The 21881-nt window shown below is 49.8% G+C and carries 17 protein-coding genes and 1 pseudogene; 2 read left to right on the top strand and 16 right to left on the bottom strand.

Annotated features, from left to right (window positions below):
* The first annotated feature begins 27 nt into the window (after window positions 1–27).
* Window positions 28–1662, top strand: coding sequence for an Mbeg1-like protein (locus SACSAC_RS15595; protein ID WP_037287963.1), 1635 nt, complete (start codon window positions 28–30; stop codon window positions 1660–1662).
* A 10-nt stretch (window positions 1663–1672) separates the two neighbouring features.
* Here SACSAC_RS15595 and SACSAC_RS15590 read toward each other — a convergent pair whose 3' ends face one another.
* The 11 genes and pseudogenes from SACSAC_RS15590 to SACSAC_RS15535 all read right to left on the bottom strand — a co-directional run bounded on the left by SACSAC_RS15590 (window position 1673) and on the right by SACSAC_RS15535 (window position 14956).
* Complete coding sequence (locus SACSAC_RS15590) at window positions 1673–3538, bottom strand: LTA synthase family protein (protein WP_037287956.1); 1866 nt, start codon at window positions 3536–3538, stop codon at window positions 1673–1675.
* Window positions 3539–3722: 184 nt separating this feature from the next.
* Window positions 3723–5051: pseudogene (locus SACSAC_RS27725) on the bottom strand (IS3 family transposase).
* Window positions 5052–5152: 101 nt separating this feature from the next.
* Window positions 5153–5887, bottom strand: coding sequence for an FRG domain-containing protein (locus tag SACSAC_RS27720; RefSeq protein ID WP_084778089.1), 735 nt, complete (start codon window positions 5885–5887; stop codon window positions 5153–5155).
* A 950-nt stretch (window positions 5888–6837) separates the two neighbouring features.
* Window positions 6838–8205 (bottom strand): dihydrolipoyl dehydrogenase family protein, encoded by a 1368-nt coding sequence (locus SACSAC_RS15570; RefSeq protein WP_037287950.1) that lies wholly within the window; start codon window positions 8203–8205, stop codon window positions 6838–6840.
* A 165-nt stretch (window positions 8206–8370) separates the two neighbouring features.
* Window positions 8371–8592: an RNA chaperone Hfq gene (hfq, locus tag SACSAC_RS15565; RefSeq protein ID WP_037287946.1), complete on the bottom strand. Its 222-nt coding sequence runs from the start codon at window positions 8590–8592 to the stop codon at window positions 8371–8373.
* A 266-nt stretch (window positions 8593–8858) separates the two neighbouring features.
* A complete protein-coding gene (locus tag SACSAC_RS15560; RefSeq protein WP_037287944.1) occupies window positions 8859–9230 on the bottom strand; it encodes a hypothetical protein in 372 nt (123 codons plus the stop codon).
* A 39-nt stretch (window positions 9231–9269) separates the two neighbouring features.
* The gene (locus SACSAC_RS15555) at window positions 9270–11270 is read right to left on the bottom strand and encodes a heparinase II/III family protein (protein ID WP_051507161.1); all 2001 of its coding nucleotides are present in this window, start codon (window positions 11268–11270) and stop codon (window positions 9270–9272) included.
* A gap of 170 nt (window positions 11271–11440) precedes the next feature.
* Entirely contained in the window at window positions 11441–12253 is an 813-nt protein-coding gene (locus SACSAC_RS15550; RefSeq protein ID WP_037287941.1) for a class I SAM-dependent methyltransferase, read from the bottom strand.
* 98 nt (window positions 12254–12351) lie between these two features.
* The gene (locus tag SACSAC_RS15545; RefSeq protein WP_037287939.1) at window positions 12352–12807 is read right to left on the bottom strand and encodes a hypothetical protein; all 456 of its coding nucleotides are present in this window, start codon (window positions 12805–12807) and stop codon (window positions 12352–12354) included.
* A 142-nt stretch (window positions 12808–12949) separates the two neighbouring features.
* The gene (locus SACSAC_RS15540) at window positions 12950–13963 is read right to left on the bottom strand and encodes a bifunctional glycosyltransferase family 2/GtrA family protein (RefSeq protein ID WP_037287935.1); all 1014 of its coding nucleotides are present in this window, start codon (window positions 13961–13963) and stop codon (window positions 12950–12952) included.
* Window positions 13964–13966: 3 nt separating this feature from the next.
* Entirely contained in the window at window positions 13967–14956 is a 990-nt protein-coding gene (locus tag SACSAC_RS15535) for a phosphodiester glycosidase family protein (RefSeq protein ID WP_245608650.1), read from the bottom strand.
* Window positions 14957–15414: 458 nt separating this feature from the next.
* On the opposite strand from SACSAC_RS15535, the gene SACSAC_RS15530 reads away from it, so the two are divergent.
* Complete coding sequence (locus tag SACSAC_RS15530) at window positions 15415–15957, top strand: hypothetical protein (RefSeq protein WP_425414817.1); 543 nt, start codon at window positions 15415–15417, stop codon at window positions 15955–15957.
* A gap of 230 nt (window positions 15958–16187) precedes the next feature.
* On the opposite strand, the gene SACSAC_RS15525 is transcribed toward SACSAC_RS15530, so the two are convergent.
* From SACSAC_RS15525 to SACSAC_RS15505, 5 genes are all read right to left on the bottom strand, one after another.
* Window positions 16188–17477 (bottom strand): phosphotransferase family protein, encoded by a 1290-nt coding sequence (locus SACSAC_RS15525; protein WP_084778088.1) that lies wholly within the window; start codon window positions 17475–17477, stop codon window positions 16188–16190.
* The gene (locus tag SACSAC_RS28305) at window positions 17474–18283 is read right to left on the bottom strand and encodes a hypothetical protein (RefSeq protein WP_211251343.1); all 810 of its coding nucleotides are present in this window, start codon (window positions 18281–18283) and stop codon (window positions 17474–17476) included. The genes SACSAC_RS15525 and SACSAC_RS28305 overlap by 4 nt, the downstream gene beginning before the upstream one ends.
* A gap of 33 nt (window positions 18284–18316) precedes the next feature.
* On the bottom strand, window positions 18317–18790 hold the full coding sequence (locus tag SACSAC_RS15515) for a GNAT family N-acetyltransferase (RefSeq protein WP_037287932.1): 474 nt from the start codon (window positions 18788–18790) through the stop codon (window positions 18317–18319).
* Window positions 18791–18822: 32 nt separating this feature from the next.
* Window positions 18823–19392, bottom strand: coding sequence for an SMI1/KNR4 family protein (locus SACSAC_RS15510; protein ID WP_037287929.1), 570 nt, complete (start codon window positions 19390–19392; stop codon window positions 18823–18825).
* 190 nt (window positions 19393–19582) lie between these two features.
* A complete protein-coding gene (locus SACSAC_RS15505; protein WP_051507160.1) occupies window positions 19583–21862 on the bottom strand; it encodes a glycoside hydrolase family 88/105 protein in 2280 nt (759 codons plus the stop codon).
* Window positions 21863–21881 lie beyond the last annotated feature (19 nt).

Below are 21881 nucleotides of genomic sequence, written 5' to 3'. Positions count from 1 at the left end.
GATATCTAAACTTACGGGGTATATGACATGGGAAATGTTCTGACTTACTTGAAATGGCGCGGAGATTTAAGTTTAAAAGAAAGACCTTTTAACGAAGTGGATAATCTTATTTTGTCATCCATTTCTTATTTTGATTTTGAAGGCATTGTTCCGTCTCCCGAAGAGAATCGTTTCGTTACCGTTAGCGAAGCTTGGCGTTTAATGAGCGAACGGTTATCCAATCCTTCTTTTCAACGTTCCAGACGATTGGATATTATCGACGAGGGTTTGTTGGCAGCGATGGCGGCTTCCGAACGGTTCAAACATGCCAAGTTGTCTTGCTTCGTCGAACATATGGACGAAGTCGAAGTTGCGCAATTCGCAGCGCTGCTTATTGAATTGGGAGATGACGCTTATTACGTCTCCTATCGGGGAACCGACAATTCGATTCTGGGATGGAGAGAAGATTTTTCTTTAAGTTTTCAAACGGCGGCTGCGCAGCAGCAGGCACTCGATTATCTGGAAGCCGTCGTACGCCCGGATCGTCTCTATCGAGTAGGAGGTCATTCCAAAGGCGGCAACCTGGCGATGTACGCGTCCATGATGTGCAGCGAGACGGCCGGTTCCCGCATACTGAACGTCTATAATAACGACGGACCCGGATTTTGCCGGGATCTCCCTTGTGCCGAATATTTGGGTCGCATTCAAAACAAGCTTATCCGAATCGTACCTGAATTTAGCGTAATCGGCATGTTGTTTGCTCCTCCGGATTCGACCCTCAAAATCATCGGAAGCCGGGTTGAAGGTCCGATGCAGCATCTTCCTTTGACTTGGGAGGTTGAAGGCAGCACATTCGTTTCCAAAAACGGCTTGACCAAACGCTGCATATTCATTAACGGCATGATCGATAGTTGGATTCAAAACGTTGATTTGGAACATCGAATGACGTTTACCCGGGATTTTTTCGATGCGCTCAGTGTCGGCGGGACCAAGTTGATTATCGATGTGGCGGGGAAAGGCATAGACGGCTTTGAATCGATTTTGATCGCTTTGCGCAACTCCGATAGCAAAACCAAAAAAACCATATCGGGCCTTGTTCATTCTGTGACAACCGGCTTGAAGCAGATGGATTGGATCGATGCCCTCAAATCGACGGCTTTAGCGAAAGGCATTGCATTTGTTTTGTTCGGGCTTTTTTTCATGCAGCTCCCGAGCGTCACGTATAAAGTATTCGGCGTGCTTTTTCTGCTCGCCGTTCTTATTTTTTTCGGAATCAAAACGTATAAAAATCTAAAGCGCTACAACACGAAAACCGCGTTGGGAAAAAGTATAACTGTGCTGCAATTGACGACGGCGCTTGTCGCACTGCTCCTTATGGTCAGCGGCAAAACTTTTGCTTTTACGGTATCCACCAATTTCCTGATCGGAGTCGGATTTTTGTTTCATGCCTATCTGAGCTTTGCCGTATACGTAAAATCGGAACAAGCCTCCCGCAAACGTCTTTTTCCTTTAGTCAATGCCGTCTTGTGCGGCCTGTTCGGCTTGGTATGTTGGGTGAATATGTACCATGAAGAAGTCCAGTATATCTTTTACGTAGGGATCTATCTTGTCTTGGCCGGAATGATCGAAGTGACGCTGATTGTCCGCGATTATATTCGAAAAACCCGGCATATGCCGGATTGAACGGCTTCATTTACTCAATGCGATCCGGCAGCTGGAGCAGATAACTGTCGGAGAGACGATGGAGTTGCAGCGCTTGCCGGAATTTCCGCTCCGACGCTTCCGGCTGCGTCATCGCGTTATCTTGCAGCAAATATCGTTCGCCGTCCGTGTACTGATTCCCTGTCACATAGATCGATTGATCTTCGAGATAAGAACCTACCGGCAAATAATGAACCAAAGGAATCAAGGACGAATGTTCCTGGAGCAAGTCTTGCCCAAAATGCAAATCATCGTCGAGAGAGACGTCGAGCAAACGAGCAACGGTGGGAAGGATATCGATTTGCGCACCGAGCTGAGCCGATTCGTCAGGAAGCTTGCCGCTCGGCGATCGGAGAACTAACGGAATATTGAACATGTCCGTATACCCGTATTCATGTCCGATTAGCTCATGAAGTTGTTCCTTTTCCCTTCCGGTCAAACTATACAAAGGCAACCCTTGATGATCGCCGTATAAAACGACCAAACTGTCTTCCCATACCCCGCTGGTTTTTAATCCGTCAATGAATTTGCCCAATGCAAAATCCGCATAACTTTGAGCTTGAAGATAATCGCCGAGCAAAGTATCCGCGTAAGCTTCGGGAAGCTCCATCCGATATTTATCGCTCGGAAGATGATAAGGATGATGCGCGCTCATCGAAATCACCATTGCGTAAAAAGGCTGTTCGTTTTCGTTCATACGCTTTAATTCAAGCAGCGTTTTATCGTACAAACGTTCATCCGAAGCACCGAACGCGATATAATCGTCGCTTCCGTAAAATGCCTGATCGTAATAACGGTCGAATCCCAATGCCGGATACAACCGATCCCGGTTCCAAAATTTAACGGTATTCGTATGGAATGTTGCTTTATCATAGCCTTTTTCGTGCAATAAACGCGGCAGCCCCGGCAGATTTTTATTCATGTACGCCGAAGAAGTCGCGGCGCCGTCCGACGGTGCATAAAATGAAGTGTTGACGACAAACTCCGCATCCGAAGTCGTGCCCGCGCCTGCATTCGTATAAAAATTCGGAAAATAAGTACTGTCTTGAATCAACCGATTGAGATTGGGCGTAACTTCGCGTCCGTCCACTTTCAGCCCGATCACGAAATTTTGCAGCGACTCCATCTGGATGATGAGCAGATTCTTGCTTTTATCGACACCGCTTAATTCCGATGTAGAAGCCATTGCGCGATCCGTTCCCGTCAAACCGTCTACGATTGGCTGTGAAATCCGATCCGACGCGATCAATTCTTTTTTTGCTGTCGCATCTTCAATGATTTTATACAATTCGTAATTAAGGATTCCCATGCTTTCAGCTTTCTTCACCTCATTCATGCTCGCGCGATTAGGCCACACCTGGAACAGACAGACGACCAGCGCAAGCGACAAAATCAAAGATAGCGTTTTTCGATTCATGCTTACCGAACGTTTCGTTTTTATTTCCGAACGCGACTTGGGCAGCAGAAAAAGAAAGAAGAAAATTAGAATATCGGCAAAAAGAAACAAATAATACGGAGTTAATAGTGAAAAGGTGCTTTCTTCAACATGAGAGAGTTTGCCTACCTGACCTAATGCCCGATAGGTTGCCACGACTCCGTAATACTTGTAATACATCAATACGGAAAAATAAATAATCGTGATCATTAAATTCGCCAGCATGTAATAGAAGACTTTACGCTTAGACGCAAACCATTCAATCGCAACGAATATGACGACAAAAAAAGGAAGTTCGGTGATCATCACTCCCCAACTTTGTTCTTCCGTAAAGATCGCCGACCAAACAACCAAACTTTTTACAAGCAAAATCACGGAAAACCATATAAACGGCTGCTGCACCTTGGATACCCTTTTCTTCATGCGATCATCCCTTATTCGATAGTTTTTTGCTCCCTTCTTTTATCCTAGCTTTTTTATTTTTTCTGACACCGTACGAACAGGCATGCTCCGTTTCCCTTTTGGGAAGTATTTCACATGATGTTCCGAAGCAAAAACTGCGATCCGATTAAACTGTCCCCTTTGTAAAGGACAGTTGGAAAAAAAGTTAGGACGCGTGAAGAAGCTGTTGCCTGTATCGTTCAGGCGGCAGCTTCTTTAAGTTCCATTGCCCGCGTTCCCGATTGTAATACGTCATGTAACGCTTGACCTCTTGCTTGACTTGTTGGAGCGTTTGGCAGGCTTTGAAGTCCGTTTCGTCTTTCAAATGACCAAAGAACGATTCCTGCGGGGCATTGTCCCAACAGTTTCCTCTTCGCGACATGGATTGTCCAAGCTTCATTTTCTTCACGAGTTTTTGGAATTTCGGATGCGTGCAGTGAAAGCCTTGGTCCGAATGGATGAACGCTTTGCGTGTGAGATGGCGATACTTTTTCAGTTGTTTGAGCGTATCTAGCACCAAATCCAGCCTCAGTGAATCGGAGACCTTGTAGACCAGAATTTCATTCGTTTGGGCATCTTTAATCGTGGACAAATACGCCCGGCGACTCGCTCCATAACGGAGATAGGTAATATCCGTCAACAGAACTTGGCCCGCGACTCCAGGTTTGAATTTCCGATCTAAAGTATTGGGACACGTGCGGTGCTCCTGCGTCACTTTAGCGATTCGGCGCATGGATTGGCTCGTCTTACCGGGCAGACGAGGTTGAATTTGTTCATGAGTCGACGAATCCGTTTGAGGTTGTAGGTGAGGCCAAAATGAAGCTGCAGCATCATTTGAATCTGGCGAGCACCTTTCGTCCTCTTCTTATACCGGTAAGCGCTCAGCAGGATTTTGTAGGCGTGTTCGTCTTTCTCCTGCTGGTTCTGCCGGTTGAAAACGGCCATCTCGCTAAGGTACGCGTAATACCCAGAACGCGAAACCCCGGCGAGATGGCACAACTACTGGACTTTACGTTTGAATTTGAGCTGATTCGTGATCTGCTGAATCCAGTCGAATTTCTGCCGGGTACCTACTTGGATTTCGGCTTCTTCGCTTGCCTTTCGAGCCCGTCGAGCTTTTTTAGGAATTCATTCTCCACTTCGAGCCATTCCAGTTTGGCTTCCAACTTGGCGATCTTCTCTTCGGAGCTGAGTTCACGTGCCAGCGGACGTCCAGAGCCCTGCTTTCTTCCGTCCGCAAGACCGAGGATTCCCTTTTGCTTGCAAGCCGCACGCCAGCGCTGAGAAGCCATTTGAATGCGTTTTTTTCTAAAATCTCGACGTCAAAACCCGCCTCTTGAAAAATCTCAAAGGACAGTTTGCCTTGCTCGTAAGCTTGGATGAAATGTTCTTTAAACGTATCCGTGTAGGTAATGGCTTTGTCACTGACCTGTTTCACATGGGGATTGTTTTGAAGCTCTTTTTGTTGCTGGGTTGTGAATAATTGTTTAGCTATTCGTTTCAACCACCGCTCATCTTTTTCTTTGTTGTACACAAAAAGACCCTACAAGATGACTTTTTTCAAAGTGTCCATCTTGTAGGGTACAGTTTAGTTATCTATAAATAAGTATTTACTCTTTTGCTTAAACCGTCTAAATCAGGGTACATTGTAAAGTGATCCACCGCATTCATTCTTAAAAATTCACTTATGTCATTAATTATAGACTCTGAAATTTTAATTTTTTTCAAAATCATCTCATGAACTAAACTTCCTCCAAATTCGTCTTCCAAAGGTAACATATTGTCGCCTTGCAATGTAAACATTCCTTGTTGAATAATTTGTCGTGCAGTATTCCTCGTAGGCAACAACGCCATAACAGATAAGCAAGGTTCTGGAGATGAAAGAACTTCTTCATAAGTGTTACCTTCAAATGGAAGAGAAATCAATGCTGAAGAACCAGTGCTTAAACCATTTAATTTAGTAGCATTTAGCATCCACAAAACTGGATTAGATGCATCGGTATTCTGAATAGCAAAGAATAATGCAGTTAACAAAGAAGGAGACCAATCTAATAATCTAGTTCGTACCCCATGATGTTGCATGATAAATAATAACTCCCAATTTTTCTCTCCCCTCAATAAAGTATGCCCTTGGTTTAAAAACATTCTATACATTGATTCTTCATCACTTTTTAATTCAGATAATTTTTTTCCATTATTCATTCGAAAAAGTCCTGAATGTAATGGCCAATCATCACATTGTCCTCTGAAAAATATTGAAGTGTTTCCATGATAAGTTGCAAAATCATGCACTTCATCTAGTAATTCATGAAACTCTTTTGAAAAGCCCATTTATTACCTCCAAGATAGTTTTAATCTAACTATCTCATATGCCCAATAAATAATTCAAGTTACTCTTACAGTTAAATAAGTAAATGATGTACGTTTTAATTGATTGTTTGCAAATAATGATGTGTGAGTATACTAAAAAATTATCATTTAAATTATTTATTCCATAAAAATGAAATGTACGCTCACAAATGAAAAATAGCTCTTCTCTTTCTATTTTATACATCCCCAAAAATTATAAACCAAAAAGCTATCCCTTAATGGAAAGCCAAAAACACATCTAACACTTTTTAGAAGTTGGTTTCTTGATAGTTGTTTTGCATGGAAGCACATGATCGTTTTCTATATGTTATACGCGAACTGTATAATATTTAATAACAACTTATATCTGCTGCCTAATAATTCAACTTTGTAATTGCATATAGCGAATTCTTGATCATTTCCCTAACGCCGTGACATAGCATTAATATTTTTCACTTTGTGAGTACATCCTATGATTGTCAGGATAGTTGTTTGGTTTGATACAACGTTCTTTTTTATCACTTCATATTACTAGTACCTGGTATCATTTTAAGTACTAGGTTTACGTTTGGCCGAAACGCACGTGGGTCTAGTGCGTTTCGGCCAAACGTAACCGTATCTTCATCTGATACAAAGTACTAGGGTGTGTCTTCAAACCTGCCAACGCGCATCTCTTACTGCCTTTTCTCGCTGTCCTGCGTCACTTTCTTTTGACGTGCCCCAACAAAACTTCAAAAAGGTTTCTTATTGAGCACGAAAATTCAGCAAGATCTGCTTCCGTCGAGGTTTGAAGATACGCCATAGCGCGAACACCATATAAGTGAACAATAAACAGGGAAATTAAAAGCATGGGAGAAGTTCGTTATTGTTCTCCTGGTTCATCTTAGTAAATAGATTTCGCTTAGATCTGGTTCATGCCATGTAATGTTTTTTTATAATTCTAATAAATACTGCACATCGCTGCCGTCTGACGGATAAGCAAACAGCGTATCGCTCAGCTGCTCCGCCGTCAGGCCGTGCCGCATCGCGATCGTGAAGTAATTGATCAAATGCTCGGCATTGCTGTTCAGCACATGCGCGCCGAGAATCGAACCGTCGGACTTGTCCAAAATAACTTTTGCCATGCTCGGCTTCTCGCCCATTCGCTTATAGGTGTACCAGCCGGACATATCGACGAGATTGACTTTGATGTCTTTGCCGCTGTCCTTCGCTTCGGCTTCGGTCATGCCGACGGAAGCCAGCATCGGATAGGTGAACACGACGGACGGCGTAGCCGTGTAGTTCGGCGTCTTATTTCCTTCATTTAATAGATTCGCTGTCACCGCTCGGGCTTCGAGCCCGGCAATCGGCGTCAGCGAAAGTCCGGGCGAACCGGATACGTCGCCTGCGGCGTAGACGTCGGGATTGCTGACGCTGCGCAGTTGATCATTGACGGTCACGCCTTTTTTATCCGCGTCGACGTTTCCTTTTTCCAGGTCCAGCTCGTCGATATTCGGCACCCGTCCGGCTCCGTGGATCACGGCTCCGATTTCCAATCGAAGCGGCTTGCCTTCTTCCTTCGCTTCCAATACAAATGCGTCTCCCGACTGCGTGATTTTCTCCGTTTTCGTATTCAGATGGAAGATAATACCGAGGTTTCTCATGCTGTCCACCAAAGCCTCTACCAGATCGGGATCGAAGTTTTTGAGCGGTTTGTCGTTGTTGTGAATCAGATGCACTTCCGCTCCGGCTTCGGCCGCGATATGCGCGAACTCGAACGAGATGTAGCCGCCGCCGATAAAAGCGATCTTGTCCGGCAACTTTTGAAGATCGAGGAATCCCGCGCTGTTCATCAGCAACTCTTCGCCTTCGATACCGAGCGTAGCGGGTTTGGCGCCTGTCGCGATCAAAATTTTGCCTCCGGTCAGCTCCTGCTCGCCAATCTGGATTTTGTTCGTGTCCGTAAACGAAGCCGTGCCGTGGAAATAGCGAATGCCTGCTTGTTCGAACTTCTCCTCGGTCGATTCCGGAATGCCTTCGACGAAGGTCGTTTTGAAGTCCATCAGATCCGACCACTCGATGGCGTTCTCGCTAGCGATGCCTTTGTTAGTTAAATTCCGGTTACGTCCGATCAGTTCGGCCGCTCCGGCCAGCACCCGCTTGGGATCGCAGCCCCGCTGCGAACAAGTTCCTCCGAACGGAAGCGGATCGATGATGGCGACGCTCCAGCCTTTTTCTCGGCATGAGATTGCAACATTCTGTCCTGCGCTGCCGGTTCCGAGTACGATTAGATCAAAGTTGGTTTGGGATGATGATGTCATCGAAAAGTTCCCCGCTCTCTGTGTGCGATTAGTGTTGCTCTCTCTTCTGCTACTCATTACCCGAATCTCCGGTCGTCGATCCTGCCCATTTTATGACATGCACGTAAAAGGCCCGAGAAACGGAGGTTGCGCTCCGCTTCATCGGGCCTTTTTTGCGATCACTCGTTATTTACCCATGCCTTCGACAATCGTCGAAACGGCGTGCTTGTAAATCAGGCTTTGCTTGCTAGCCGGCGTACGAACAACAATCACGAAACGGTCAAACGCTTCGATCTTGCCTTGAATGCGTGCTCCGTTTACGGTAATGACCGTGCAATCGATTCCGTTCTCGCTCAGCTGCTGAAGCCGATCGTCTTGTTGAAAACCTGCGTTTTGTCCGTTAGCCATTGTGATCCCTCTCTCTAATGTATTGGGATGAGTTTCTCCGTGCTTGTTCGGATCGGCTCCCAGCCATTATACCATTTAAAGCCCCCCGTTCTCAAAAATTCGATAATGAAATTTTTGTTAGCGTGAAGCTATGCCTATATAAAAAAGAACGCGACTAGAAGCTTGTCTCAGATTGATGAATGGTTTCGCCCGTCTGAAACGCACTAGAACCATGCACGTTTCAGACGAACATAAACCTGCAATCATTATGAGACAAGCTACTAGAATCAGTTCATCGCGATCTGCTCCCGCAGGCGATCCCACTCTTCCTGACCTTTGATCGTCGTCTCCGTTCCGTCGCGGCGTATCCATGCAACGCCCATCGGATTCAGCTTCATGCTTGTGCCGCTTACCCGCAACTGCTCGCCTCCGCCGATCTCGTAGATTCGAATATATAACCCCGAACCGATATCCTCGTATGGATATTCGTCGAAGGTTGACCAGCTTAATCCGCTATCCGGGAGCGAAGCATCAGATATTGCGTTCGTTGAAGCCCGGACTTCGACCTCCCGAGATTGAACCATCCCGTTCTCGCAAGCTCCCAAAACGAACGCCAGACTTGCACAACCGATTACCGTCCATACGATTCGGGTTCTCAATATCGTTCCTCCTATCCAATCGTTCGCGCAAATCCCCTGCTACATTGAAGATGCCGCTTCGCTCTCAGGGTGATGCTTCTCCTGTTTGACCGAACAGCGCAATGTCCATTCGGCAACGAATCTGCGTTTCAACGAGGTCGCGACAAGCGCCGTACGATAAACCCGCTCTTTTTCTCCCAAATGCCGATGCGTATCCAACTCTTCCACGACCACTTCGAAGCATGATGGATTGTATTGCAATTCAGCCCGGCCCCGCTCGCCTTGCCAGATGATCGAACCCAGCTCGGTTTCCGGACGATATAAGCTGATAAAATGTTCCGTTACCCGGTGCCCGGAGCCTTCTTCCGTCAATGGAGCCGATTCGTCCTCGATCAGCGGGTTGCCGTCTTCTTCCAAGCGAGCTTCGTCGGCTGCCGCTAAACGTACCTCGGCCAATCGGGATTCCGGGTCTGCCTTTTCCACGACGAATTCGAACACGTCTCGAACTTCCAATACAGCAGAAGGCACACCGCCCTGGCATGTCCAAGTAAAGTGCCGAATATACGACGACAAACCTGCTTCTTTTCCGTACGCTTGCGTCAGGTCCAGATCAAAATGCAGGCGATCGCCGTTGCTTACGCTGCGGATAATCTCGGCCCGGTGCCTTTTCCCGCTCTCTTGCGCGCAGCTGTTCACGACCGGAACCGAATGTCCGAGCGACGAAGTATGCAAATGTTCATATCTGGCAGTGCTGAAGTATTCTTGCGTGTACATGCCCGGACCCAGATCCGCAAGCAACGTCTCGCCCGCCGCATGAACGATAAAATGCCCCAGATCGTTATGATTATGCGGTTCATCATTGGTTCCGCCCTTAGCCGAAAAAGCAAATAAGCCAGCCGATGTACTCCGCTTGTCAATGACCCAACCCGCATCCGGGAAACGAATCGTTCCGGACGGCGGCCCTTCCTCGACCATTTGCTCTTCTGACCAAAGCAGATTACGCACCTGATGCGGCCAGCGGTAACAATGATCGTCATGGAACGAAGGGGGCTTGACGACGATCGGCGCGCTGATTCCGATCCGGCTTTGCAGGCGGCTGATCAATCCCGGGTGCAACCGAATCTCCGACGAACAATCCGAGTAGTTCACACAGTCGGGCAACGTGAGGGCTACACTGCCTGCGTATTCGGCAATTCGGCGTACCTTTCCATTTTGCAGCAAATCCAGTTGACCGTCTGTGTAGGCATGCAGCATTTCCGCCCAATAGACGTAGTAGCCGAAGCCGTATGTCCAATAACCGGCGCCTTCCATGCAGCAGCCGTCGTCGCCGTAACCGGACAGGAAGCTGTCCATCGCGTCGGCGATCTTGGCTTGCGCCCAGGCCGATCGCTCCCGATCGTCGATCAACAACATCGCCGCCATTCCGACTGCTCCTGCACACACGGCTGACCAGTTGTGATCGGCAGAGAACCAGAAGAACGGTCGCTCATTACGGAAAGACGGCTCGAACACGCGGCGCTCAATCTCGCTGCGAACCCGCTGCACAATCCACGGATGCAGCTGATCGCCGACCAGCGTCAACATTTCCGCCAAAGCATGCGCAGTCTCGGCGGCGAACAAGTCGACAAGGGTATCGGGCGGTAGGCGTTCCTCTCCCGCTTCATTTACGCCATAAGGCAAATGTGCGGAGATCGCCCAGCTGTACTCCCCGCAAATCTCCCAAACCGTTCGCTGCAAAGCGGTCCGATACTCATAGTCCCCGTCGATCAGCAAAGCAAGGGAAAGAGACAACAAGCGTGCGCGACGACGAAAATACGGTTGTTCATATTCCAGACGCGTTCCCTCTTCATGAAACGTTTTGAATATATCGAAATCCAGTGACGGCAGCGGCTCGGTTACGCCAAGCTTCGCCTCCGCTCGAATCTCGTCCAGCAGTTCCCGCAGATGTTCCGAAGAACGGATCTGCTCCAGCTTTTCCGGCGTAATGACGGCTCCGGCCAAATCATTCGGTCGACGTTCCACCCGCAATATAGCTTCTCTCAAACGATGGTAGGCAATCATGATGATCCTCCTTGATCGTTATTTGGTAGCGTTATCAATAGTATGTATTTCTCGTTTTGCATGGGGAATCCTGCTTGAATCGACCCGACTCCATAACAAAAACCCGGAACATATTTCCGGGTTGGTCTCGCTTTCCAAAGATTCTTGCCTGCACGGTCGTTGCATTGGTTTTATTTTCGCGTTCCGATATAGAGCACATGCGGGGACATGCCTAAAATATGCGGATCGTCCGATACGTCGACGAGCTGCTGCACGACTCGGTTGAACTCTTCCTCGCCGCGCTGACGCCAATAGTTCCATTGCTCGGTTGTCATCGTGCCTGCAATACTGCTGGATGCGATGATTTTGACGTTTTCGAAGCCTTGTTCGTGCATGAAAGGAGCAATCTCATTTACGTCGAAATAATAAGCGCCCGTGAATCGTCCTTCATCGGCATGGTCAAAAGCGCCTGTAGTCATCAATCGGTCCAGCCCTGCGGCAGTATGATTGGGTTTCCAGTTATTCGGCTGAGCCAGCGATGTGCGCAAAAAAGCGGTTCGAGGCATGAAGGCCACAAACACGGTCGCGCCGGGCTTCGTCACGCGATACAGTTCTTGAATAGCGCGGACGCGATCTTTTTCCTGCTGCAAATGATACATGGGGCCAAGCATTAAGGCTGCGTCGAAATGCTCGTTCGGAATACCTTCCAGATCGCGGGCGTCTCGGGTATGAAAACCGTCGAAGCTGTCAGACCGGCCAAGTTCGTTTGCTTTGGCTTCCGCGATCTCGACCAATCTCGGCGTCAGATCGATCAACGTCATGCGATAACCTTTTCCGGCTAAAGCCATTGAATATTGACCGGGTCCGGCTCCGTTGTCGAGCACTCGGCCGACGGTCGGCAGGTGCGTAAGGATATGGTGAAGGTTAATCGTGAATTCGAGCGGTTCCCGCTGCAATCTGCCCCATTCGTCGAAGGCGCTGTAGTAAGTAATCAAATCGTTCATCGGATTCTCCTCTCTTATTCCGCAATGCCGATACTGCTTTCAGTTCAGTCTATCGAAACTATTCGCCGTGCTACCGCTCATCCTGCTCAAATCAACCGTCAAACATGTTGGACTTGCGTTGTTTTTTTGATCTTTCCCCATACGAATCCGATCGCGAATACCGCAAACATGACGATATAAGCCAGAATCATGATAGGCGTAGTCTGAATGACGGTTGTATCGAATAACCGATATATCCAAGCGCCCGACAGAACGAAAGACAGCATATAGTTTTGACTGACGGCGGCAATCGCCATATTCCGGTTCTCGTCTTCCACCAGCACGAATTGCCATATCAATAGCAAAAACGAGATCAACCACAAGCTGTTTCCCCAAACGAAGTTTTTGATCGAACTGCCGCTCAAACGCGCGAATCGCATGCCGACCCATAGCCAAAAAGCGCCGAATACGATCTGTGCCACAAGCGGAGGAATAATCCATGCTAATACGAAAGATAACGCTCCGTACAGAAACGGAATGAGCAGCCATATCCACATTTTTCTTTTTTCGCTCATTGATCTGTCCTCCATTCTTTTGCCGATAAATATCTTGTTCCTTATTATAAACGTTTCAACAACGAAATCGTTTGTTAAATCGACGAATCACGCAAAAAGCTCCTCCGACGGGCAGCCGGAGAAGCTTTGGTTTCAATCAACCTCAATACACGAACCGCCGCTGCGCCCAGAAACTAAACACGAAGATCGATACCTCCGTCAAAATCTTCGCGACCACGAGCGGCAAAATCAACTGTTCGTTGTAGAAGTATAACAATCCGTAATTGAGCAGCAGTACCAATACCACTAACGAGAAATACTTCGGCATCGACTTGCGAACCTTCGCCGCGTTTTTGCCGCCGAAGACGTATTTCCGGTTCATCGAGTAGTTAAAGATCGAGCTGCATAGCCTTGCGGCCACGACGGAGAAGAACAGATTATGCGTCATATATTGGAAAAGGAACAGCAGCGTGAAGTCGATCAACGCCGAAGCCGCGGACGATGCGCTGAACGCCAGAATCGGCAGGTAAATCCGCATCGAATCGACCAAGGGGCGGAAATGCGACGATTTGTTTTCTTCCAGGTACACCGTCTCGATAAACACTTCGCGGATCGCATAGCCTTCGCGCCGTGCCACCAGCAGCATATTCATCTCGTACTCGAAACGGTCGCCCGGAATCTCGCACAACCAATCCAGCATATGGTGCTGAAATCCGCGCAGTCCGGTCTGGGTATCGTACACTTTGCTGCCGGTCGCGACCGCGAACACGCCTCGGGTTACGCTGTTGCCGAAGCGGCTGCGCAGCGGCACGGTGCCCGTGAACTTGCGACTGCCGAGTACCATGCCTGCCGAAGGATGTAACTGAATGGCATCGACGACACGCTTAATATCGTACGGCAGATGCTGCCCGTCGCTATCGGCGCAGATCACGGCTTCTTGCGAATCCCATTCGCGGATATGGCGGAAACCGGTTTTGAGCGCGCAGCCTTTGCCGAGATTATGCGTATGCGTCAGCACCGTGCAGCCGTAAGCTTTTGCCGAATCGAAAATGCCTCGGTAAGCCGGACCGCTGCCGTCGTCTACGATGACGATATTACCGAGACCGTATTCTTGCAGCTTGACGATCAGATTGAGCAAACGGACGTCGGGTTCGTAGGAGGGAATCAGAATAGTCATGGCTTATTCCCCCTCGCTGACATACAGGATGTCGCTGACGCCGCGTTCTTTGTTCTCGCCCTGCGGATTGTTGACGACCCGGCCCATGAAATACATGGTCGAGGAACCGCCTCCGTCGAGGTTGTACGCTTCGGTCGCACCGAGCCCCTGCATGACGCTCGCCAGCTCGTCTAGCGTCATCCCTCGGCTTTCGCTCGAACGGCCGTCGACGACGACGAACACGTAATGGTTGGCGGAGATCATGCCGATCGCGGTGCGCGGGTTGGCGTCCTGGATCGAGCGGTTGCCGAAGTTTTTGTCGATGCTGACGCTGCTGAAGTCTCCGGCGATTGCGCCGTTTTGCACGAGGATCGGACCGAACGATAGAGTGTTGAGCACGCCGGATTCCAGCAATTCGGAGGAGGAAGTGATCGTCTCGTCATAGGTCTGCATCGTGCCGTCGTCCATCAATGCCACGCCGTCGCGGGTCGGTACGTCGCGGTACAGCGTGCCGTTGCGAATGATAACCCCGTCGTCGCGGAAGCCGTAGTAGTCGCCGTTGATTGCCAGAATCGCGCCTGCGCTTGAAGCAATGTTCGATGTGGTATCGGTGATGTTGGTTCCGAAGCTGTTGCCCGCGAGCGCTGTTTTCAGGTCAGTTGCGTCTTGGAGTACCACATCGGCGACGTAATAGGTGATCTGGTCTTCGCCTGTACCGGTTACGACTTTTTCAATGTTGATATCCACATCGTCGCTGCTGTAGCTCCAATCGTCGGACGTGGCGTTCGCTTCGGCTGCGGCTGTGACGACGTCCGTCGTGCCGGAACTTCCGCTATCTCCACTGCTTGAGTTCAACGTGTTATCTACCACGGCGACTTCAACGTGCGGGATCAAATATCGGTTCGCCAAGCTGTATAGGATGGTTCCAAGCACAAGTACGATTACCAGTACAATGATCGGCCATCTACGCTTCTTTTTGGATTGGATCGGAATCGATTTGTCTGCTCTCATCATGGGAAGCTCACCTCTTCGTGTTCTGTGATGAGCTTATGATAAGAGAGCTGGCTTAAATGAATCTGAAATGAAAAAGCGCTAAGGATTTGAAATTGCGATTGAACAGCGACATAATTTCCATAGCGGGAAAAACTAGCTGATAGAGCCTTCGCATGATACAATTCAAGCAACGATATACGAACAAGCGACGAAGAACGTCCTCCACGGCTACCTGCCGGGAGGACGTTTTTTTGCGTTTGATTTTAAGGAGGAATATGCAAATGTCACGCCAAACTCTTGATTCATCATCTGCCACAAAACGTGCCGAGCAACCTATCCTTACGACCGAATTCGAAGCTGCGCATACTTTATATGTGCGGCGTCACTTAGAAGCCCGATCCGGTGAACGCCGAGGGCGCCTAGAGCGAGGGCATCAATACGCGGAGAAACTTTTTCTGCAACATGTTTGGTGGCCGCTGGTGGGAAACTTTGAACATCTGCACCCGGAGTATGAGATTTATGATTGGAACCGACGCTCGCAATTTTTGGACTTTGCTTTTCTGCACGAGAACGGCGGACGAATCGGGATCGAATGCGACGGGTTCCAAAGCCATATCAAAGACATGGATCGCGAGAAATTCAGCTATGCGCTTAATCGAGATTCTTTCCTGACCGGAATGGGTTGGAAAATGCTGCACTTCTCCTTCGACGATATTCAAAAACGCCCGGAGGTGTGCCGAATGCTACTCCAATTGAGCCTGGGACCCATGATTATGGAAGCCGCCAATCGTACAGTTCGATCCGAGCTTTCCCCGGAAGAAAAAGAAGTGCTGCGAGCGGCTTGGAGTCTGGGGAAAACCATTCGTCCCAAAGATGTCAGAATCAAATACGGCTTCAGCCATCGCAAATGCAGCGCCATCCTGCAAAGCTTGGTCGAAAAACGTTTGCTGCGCGCTATAACAAGCGGTACCTATATTTGCAAATACGAAACACTCGGTGAATTTCCTACACTATTGCTATAGAAGAAAAAAGTTCATATGAATGTGTGCATAATGTCAACAAATCGAGCAATTTTTAAGCCGAATTCAATAAATGCTGACGTTTGATCAACAATTTTTCCTATATGCGCTCAAAGTCGGCGCGATAGACGAAATTTGTTGACGTGACGTCAGCATTTTTTTGAAAGTTGGCGATTTTGAAGGAAAATGTGTGCAAAACGTCAACAATGATGAATCTTCACCATCAATCTCGGCTACTCAAGCCATTTCCCCATATACGACAATAACCGCTGCTCCGCCGCTTCGTCTCCGTTTTCCCGGCCATATTCCAAAAACGAACCTACGAACAAAGCCGAATACACGTCCACGATCCGCCGCTGCCGCTCATCCAGCTCCATTGCCCTGCACAACTCTTCCGCGTAAAAAAGCCGCTCCTCGCCGACATCGCATAAAATCGCCGTTTGCGTCAGCGCGATAAAATAAAGCGGATCGCCGTAGCACACGACGTCGAAATCGACTACGCCGCGAAAATCTCCTTTTTCCACAATCACGTTTTTAATGGTCAGATCGTCAAGAAAGCAGATCGGCTCGACCTCCGCAAAATAAGGGTGCAGCAGCTCCAGCCTTCGATCCAGCTTGCCCATCAGCTCAGTGCCGACGATCTCGCCGCTTTGACGGAAATTATCTTCCCGATCCAGAGCGATCAACTGCTGCCAGGAGTCGAAGAGACCTTTTTCACCGATCGCTCTCCATCCGTAGCCTTCACCGCGCGGAATCAGTCGGACGCTGCGCTGAAACGAAACCACTTTCTCCGCCACATCCGTCATTTGCGTTTCCGTCATGTCAGGCAGCTCGTAACGCAGATCACGACCGGGAATCTCCTCCAGGATCATATAGGAAAACGGATAGGCCGTACCTTCAATGTCATAGGCTACAATCCGCGGAACCGGAATGCCCAACTCGCGCAGATCGGTCATATTGTCGGCCGTGCGGCGCATGACGGATCGATCTGAATTAGTTCTGACGATAAACGACCGACCTCCGACGTCCGCCCGATATACGAGGTTCCGATGGCCGAACGTCATTCGCTCCAAAGTGTCCGGTTCGCTCCCGAATGTTGCGGCGATCAGCCGGCCCACTTCCCTTTCGCGTGTTTCGCTTTCTCGGAATTCCGGTTTCAAAAGTTCCGCCTCCCAACCTAATCTGTTCAAAACGGCAACGCCGTCGCTGAAGATCTGTGCATGCCGACCGTGCCATCCTTGTCCCAACGCATACAGCAGCAGGTCGCGTACCCGAGCCGGATGATGCAGATTCCAACGTTCGGTTGTTCCGTCCTTTTTGCGAATCAGGTCGACGCCTACCATTAACGGGCTTCCCGCGACCGCATCGTCCCATGTACGAAACCGAAACTCGCACCCGCCGTCCCGGTTCTGCGCTTCGAATATTTTCAGCGATACGAAATTCTTTCCGTTCTCGTAACGGTTGCGTAACGCATATCGATATTCCTGATCCTGTACAGTTATTTTTCGCGTCGAATGCGTCATTGGGATTCCCCGTACGGGATAACTGCTGCTTCGTTCACTGCCGCTTCGAGCGCATTCTGCATCGCATTGTACAAAGCACCCGAATACGCGTCGAACTCGGCGGACTTGTCGTGTTCATGCGCGGAGTAAGGCGGAACGTCGTTCCAGGAGCCCATACCGCCGAACACCCAGCACCGATACACGGCTGCGAATACGCGTTGGGCTTGTTCCGAATATCTTTCCGGCAGCTTTCGTTTGAACGAAACTTTCCCTTCCAGAATGCCTAATGCGGCGTCGAAAAAGTTTATTTTCCAATGCTCTTCCCCGATCTCATGCGCCAGTCCTCCGATATTCGTCAACGCCTGCTCCAGTCGACGCTTAGACGCTTCGAGGTTATATGTATTCGGGTCGATTGCCATAGAAGAAGTTGTTCGACGGCATCGGTAAGCAATATCCCAACGTGTAGCCGGAGCGCGCTGGCCCAGTTGCCAGTGCGCGGACCAATGCTCGTCGAATCCGTCGAGCCGCGCAACCAGTATCCATCTGCGTCCTCCGCCGATAAAACCGCTGCTTTCCCGTTCGTTTCCGGGTGTGCCGGTCTGAATCACCAGTACGCCTCGGCAGCGTCTTTTCTCCAAGTGCTTCATCCAGCTTTTTACGGGATCTGCCGCGGGCATAGTTGGTATGGGCTGTCCGTCTTCGTCATAAAAAGCAAGATTGAACACGTTACGATCGCCGAAGCCGTCAAACGGTCGATATTCGTTCATATGTAGGTATCGATTGGCGTTCGCCGCCAGAAGCAGCAGTTGATGTAGTTCTCCGTTCATGCCGCTCACCTCCTTGTTTTGTTGCAGCGTTTCTCAGCGCACGATTTCTTTTTCGTAAAAAACCAGCGTCATGCGCTCATTGATCGTCTTCTCTTCTCCGTAACGCCGATAGCCGAGCGACTCGTAGAGATAACAATTTCCTTTCTCCTGCAAAACCGTGTCCAGTTCCCATCGCCGAACATCCGGGTAACGAGCTTCGACTACCGCGAACGTCGCTCTCGCAATACCGCGACCTTGGTACTCCGGCAAAACGAACACGGGACTGACCCGGTTAAACTGTTCTTTGCGTACGATCCGAATCGCGCCTACGGTCTCAGCGTCGCAGCGAATGATATAGTAGTCCGTCGCAGGCTGTTCAATCCGTTCGCGAATATGTTCGACGGACTGCAATGCGGGGCTAGTGCCTGTATCCTGATACTTTTCCAACAGCGGGGCAAAAGAACGAATCTGCATCGCATGGATAGCATTCGCGTCTTCAACGCCGGCCAAACTCAACGTAATCTTCATGTTCGCTTCTCCTTTTTCCAGATCGCTTATCCCTATACCTCGTCCGACCATCCGAGTTCTCCCCAAAAATCGATCGGCTTGATTCGTTCGAAATTCATCTCTTCATAAAGTTTATGGCGGTACTCGATTTCGAAGTAGTCCGCCAAATTCTCCCCGTAAGGAATGACATCAGTCTGGTACACCGAAAAAACCGGATTCCCCGCTTCATACGGCGTTGTCGGCAGGTATCGGTGACCTCTGACGGGAATAAGCTTCGGCACATGTTCAAAATGTTTCGCGGCTGCGGTTTTGGCTTCCGCCAACTGCTGCGGTCTCGGCCCCCAGCGTTCCGGCCAGAAACGATTATTCTCGACATCGAACAATAACCCTTCCAGCGGCCAGTTCAAGCTTTCCCGAATAGATTTGACGTTGCGCGCGGAAAAATTTCGCCAGTCGGGAAAAGATTCGCCATAGGGAAGCGCCTGCTGCAACAACTCGCGCAGATCGGGCGGAAAACGAATCGCATATGTCTGTTCCACTCGCAGCAGCTCTTCGGTCGTCAAACCGCGGTCAAGTCGGATATCGAAGCTTCGCAGCCGTTCGATCAGGGACGAAATGTTCAATAGCTTCACCTACTCCTTTCGAAATCACGCCGATTATTCCGAATACGCGCATCCATCCTGTTTCCTAGTATACCTTATGCTTCTCACGCCAGCTTACTCGATGAGTCACGCCGAAAAGCGGCTGACCGTAATACCCGGCAGCCGCTTTCTATTCGTTAGAAATCAAACCTTGTAAAGCTCAATCAGACGATTAAACTTGAGCAGCCGTACCGATTCCGCGATGAGCGCTCTCTTTTTTAGCATCCGGTAAATCCGACAACTCGCGATTTAGCCGCAGCAGCTCCGTTCCCGCCAACAACACGATCCCGATCCCGTGCGTATCGTTCAAATTCCACCCCAGATCGTCCCGGTAATAGAGTGCCGTGAACGAATAACCGGAACCGCGGCATACGCCGTAAATATTGCCTTTCCAATCGATCGAGATCCGCGTCATGCCTTTCCAGGCTTTTCGAACCGAGTCCAGATAAGCTTCCGGCTCTTCGAGCCAGCCCAACCGGATGCCGCGCGCGAAAGCATACACGAACATGGAGGTACAGGACGTCTCTTCATAAGAATCGGTTCGATCCAACACTTGATGCCATAATCCGTTTTCGCCTTGCAGCGCCAGAAAACCTCGACACAGATCCCGGTAAAAGGCTAACAGCTCCTCTCGACGTTCATGCTCTTCAGGCAAGATATTCAGCAGCTCGGTCAGCGAAAACAGCACCCAACCGTTGCCCCGTCCCCACGGAATCCCGGTGGCACGGCCGCGAACGAAGTCGTATACATGGGACATGATTCCCTGCTCCGGCAGAAACAGATAGTCGCGGAAACGCAGAAACTGGTTGATCGCGTCGTCCCAGTGAGCATGTTCGCCCGTCAAGCGGCCATAGCGCATCAGAAACGGCGTGCTCATATACAGATCGTCGCACCACATCGTCTCCTGCCTCGTTTCTCCGCTGCCCCGTACCCGGTAAAAAGCGCCGTCCGGCAAACGTTCCTGATCTTCGGTCATATAACGGGCGATGCGATCGGCTACGGCGCGTCCGTCCGGGACATCGCCGTGTTCCATCGCTTCGAGCATCGTGGCACCGAACGAACCGCAGTCGTCCAGGCTGTCGATCGCCGACAATTGATTGTTGACGCCTGCCGCTCCGTAGGTCTGACGATCCCACAGCGCATAACGATCCAACGAGCTGCTGAGTCCGATATGATCCAGCGTGTAATGGATGTACGCCGGGCGATTCAGCTCCCGTCCGACGCGAAGCAGCCCCAACAGCGTAACGCCGAGCGGATAGTTCCATTTGCCGTAATGCGTGTTTTCCAAAAACGGACGAATGGCTCCTCCCGGCAGGTCGGCCTGCCAATAAGTGCCGGAACCCCCGTCGTCGAACACGCGGCTCGTGGCGATCATTCGGCTCGGATCAGGCTCGCGTCCCTTCGGGAACACGCCGGCATACAGCCATTTTCCGGCATATCCGGCAACGTGGTACGGCAAACGCAGACGCCAAGCGCCGACCTGCGGATCATACAAGCGGAAGCCCCATATTATAGCGGATACATTTGCCACAGCGAGATCTGTATGGTTCGGTTCTGCTTCCGCAGCGGCGGTTCGGCTACAAGCAATCAGATCAATTCCGCTTTGAATATTTTGCAATTCAATCCGGAACGTACCGCTGTCAGGTGACGCATAAACTTGAATACCGTTCGCATACAACGTCAATGTTCCGTCATGCCGGCCTTCCAATATGATCGGTTCGGCACTCGGACGCAGTCTTTCCAAGCGCGACCAAGCGTAGACGATACCTGACGTTTGTTTTTCGCCAAAAATACGTCCGAAATTCCCGGCTTTCGATTCCGCTTCGCTCCATTGCCGGCGCGGGAACCAGGACAACCCGGTGTCCGCTTCGTGCATATCGCGATCCGGCAGCCTCAATCCTTCTTCTTCATCAAAAGGTTCGGAATACAACCAACCTTCTTCTCCTTCGCGATCCGGTCCCGGCGTCAAAAAATGTAACGGGAAGTTTTTGAACGATCCCGTTCCGTACGTACCGCCGAATCCGACTTCCGTTTTCGCAAAGCGCAGCACGATATCGTTCCAGCCCCGTCGAACCGGCAAAGGAATCGCGGTTCGCCGCTCGGGGAACAATTCCTGAAGCAGCTCGGACTTAAACACTTCGTCTCCGTTGGCGTAGATCGTGACGGGACTTTGGCAATTCAAGCTGGTATTCAATAAAGTATCTTGTTCGCTCCATAGTTTGCCCCATACGTTCACATACTGACCCGCTTTAGCATTCGGCCAACGGCGATCCAAGTCCATCTCGTATCGGTAATCGCCGGTGCGGCGGAATCCGTCTTGGCGATGAATCCGAAGCTGAACGCCGTGCTGCGGATGCTCCCCGATATATCGCTGGGCGATCGCGTTCAGTACCGCAGGAATAGAACCGTTTACCCGTTCGGCGATTGCGTCGTGTTTATGAAAATAAGTCATGATCGTCAGCTCCTTTCGT

The sequence above is a fragment of the Saccharibacillus sacchari DSM 19268 genome (assembly GCF_000585395.1).
Taxonomy (GTDB): domain Bacteria; phylum Bacillota; class Bacilli; order Paenibacillales; family Paenibacillaceae; genus Saccharibacillus; species Saccharibacillus sacchari.
Note: the sequence above shows the minus strand (reverse complement) of the source record. Positions and strands in the feature narration are given on the sequence as shown.

Coding starts and splice junctions, on each gene's coding strand:
- SACSAC_RS15595 (WP_037287963.1), top strand. CDS start 28: ATGGGAAATGTTCTGACTTACTTGAAATGGCGCGGAGATTTAAGTTTA.
- SACSAC_RS15590 (WP_037287956.1), bottom strand. CDS start 3,538: ATGAAGAAAAGGGTATCCAAGGTGCAGCAGCCGTTTATATGGTTTTCC.
- SACSAC_RS27720 (WP_084778089.1), bottom strand. CDS start 5,887: ATGGGCTTTTCAAAAGAGTTTCATGAATTACTAGATGAAGTGCATGAT.
- SACSAC_RS15570 (WP_037287950.1), bottom strand. CDS start 8,205: ATGACATCATCATCCCAAACCAACTTTGATCTAATCGTACTCGGAACC.
- hfq (WP_037287946.1), bottom strand. CDS start 8,592: ATGGCTAACGGACAAAACGCAGGTTTTCAACAAGACGATCGGCTTCAG.
- SACSAC_RS15555 (WP_051507161.1), bottom strand. CDS start 11,270: ATGATTGCCTACCATCGTTTGAGAGAAGCTATATTGCGGGTGGAACGT.
- SACSAC_RS15550 (WP_037287941.1), bottom strand. CDS start 12,253: ATGAACGATTTGATTACTTACTACAGCGCCTTCGACGAATGGGGCAGA.
- SACSAC_RS15545 (WP_037287939.1), bottom strand. CDS start 12,807: ATGAGCGAAAAAAGAAAAATGTGGATATGGCTGCTCATTCCGTTTCTG.
- SACSAC_RS15540 (WP_037287935.1), bottom strand. CDS start 13,963: ATGACTATTCTGATTCCCTCCTACGAACCCGACGTCCGTTTGCTCAAT.
- SACSAC_RS15535 (WP_245608650.1), bottom strand. CDS start 14,956: ATGATGAGAGCAGACAAATCGATTCCGATCCAATCCAAAAAGAAGCGT.
- SACSAC_RS15525 (WP_084778088.1), bottom strand. CDS start 17,477: ATGACGCATTCGACGCGAAAAATAACTGTACAGGATCAGGAATATCGA.
- SACSAC_RS28305 (WP_211251343.1), bottom strand. CDS start 18,283: ATGAACGGAGAACTACATCAACTGCTGCTTCTGGCGGCGAACGCCAAT.
- SACSAC_RS15515 (WP_037287932.1), bottom strand. CDS start 18,790: ATGAAGATTACGTTGAGTTTGGCCGGCGTTGAAGACGCGAATGCTATC.
- SACSAC_RS15505 (WP_051507160.1), bottom strand. CDS start 21,862: ATGACTTATTTTCATAAACACGACGCAATCGCCGAACGGGTAAACGGT.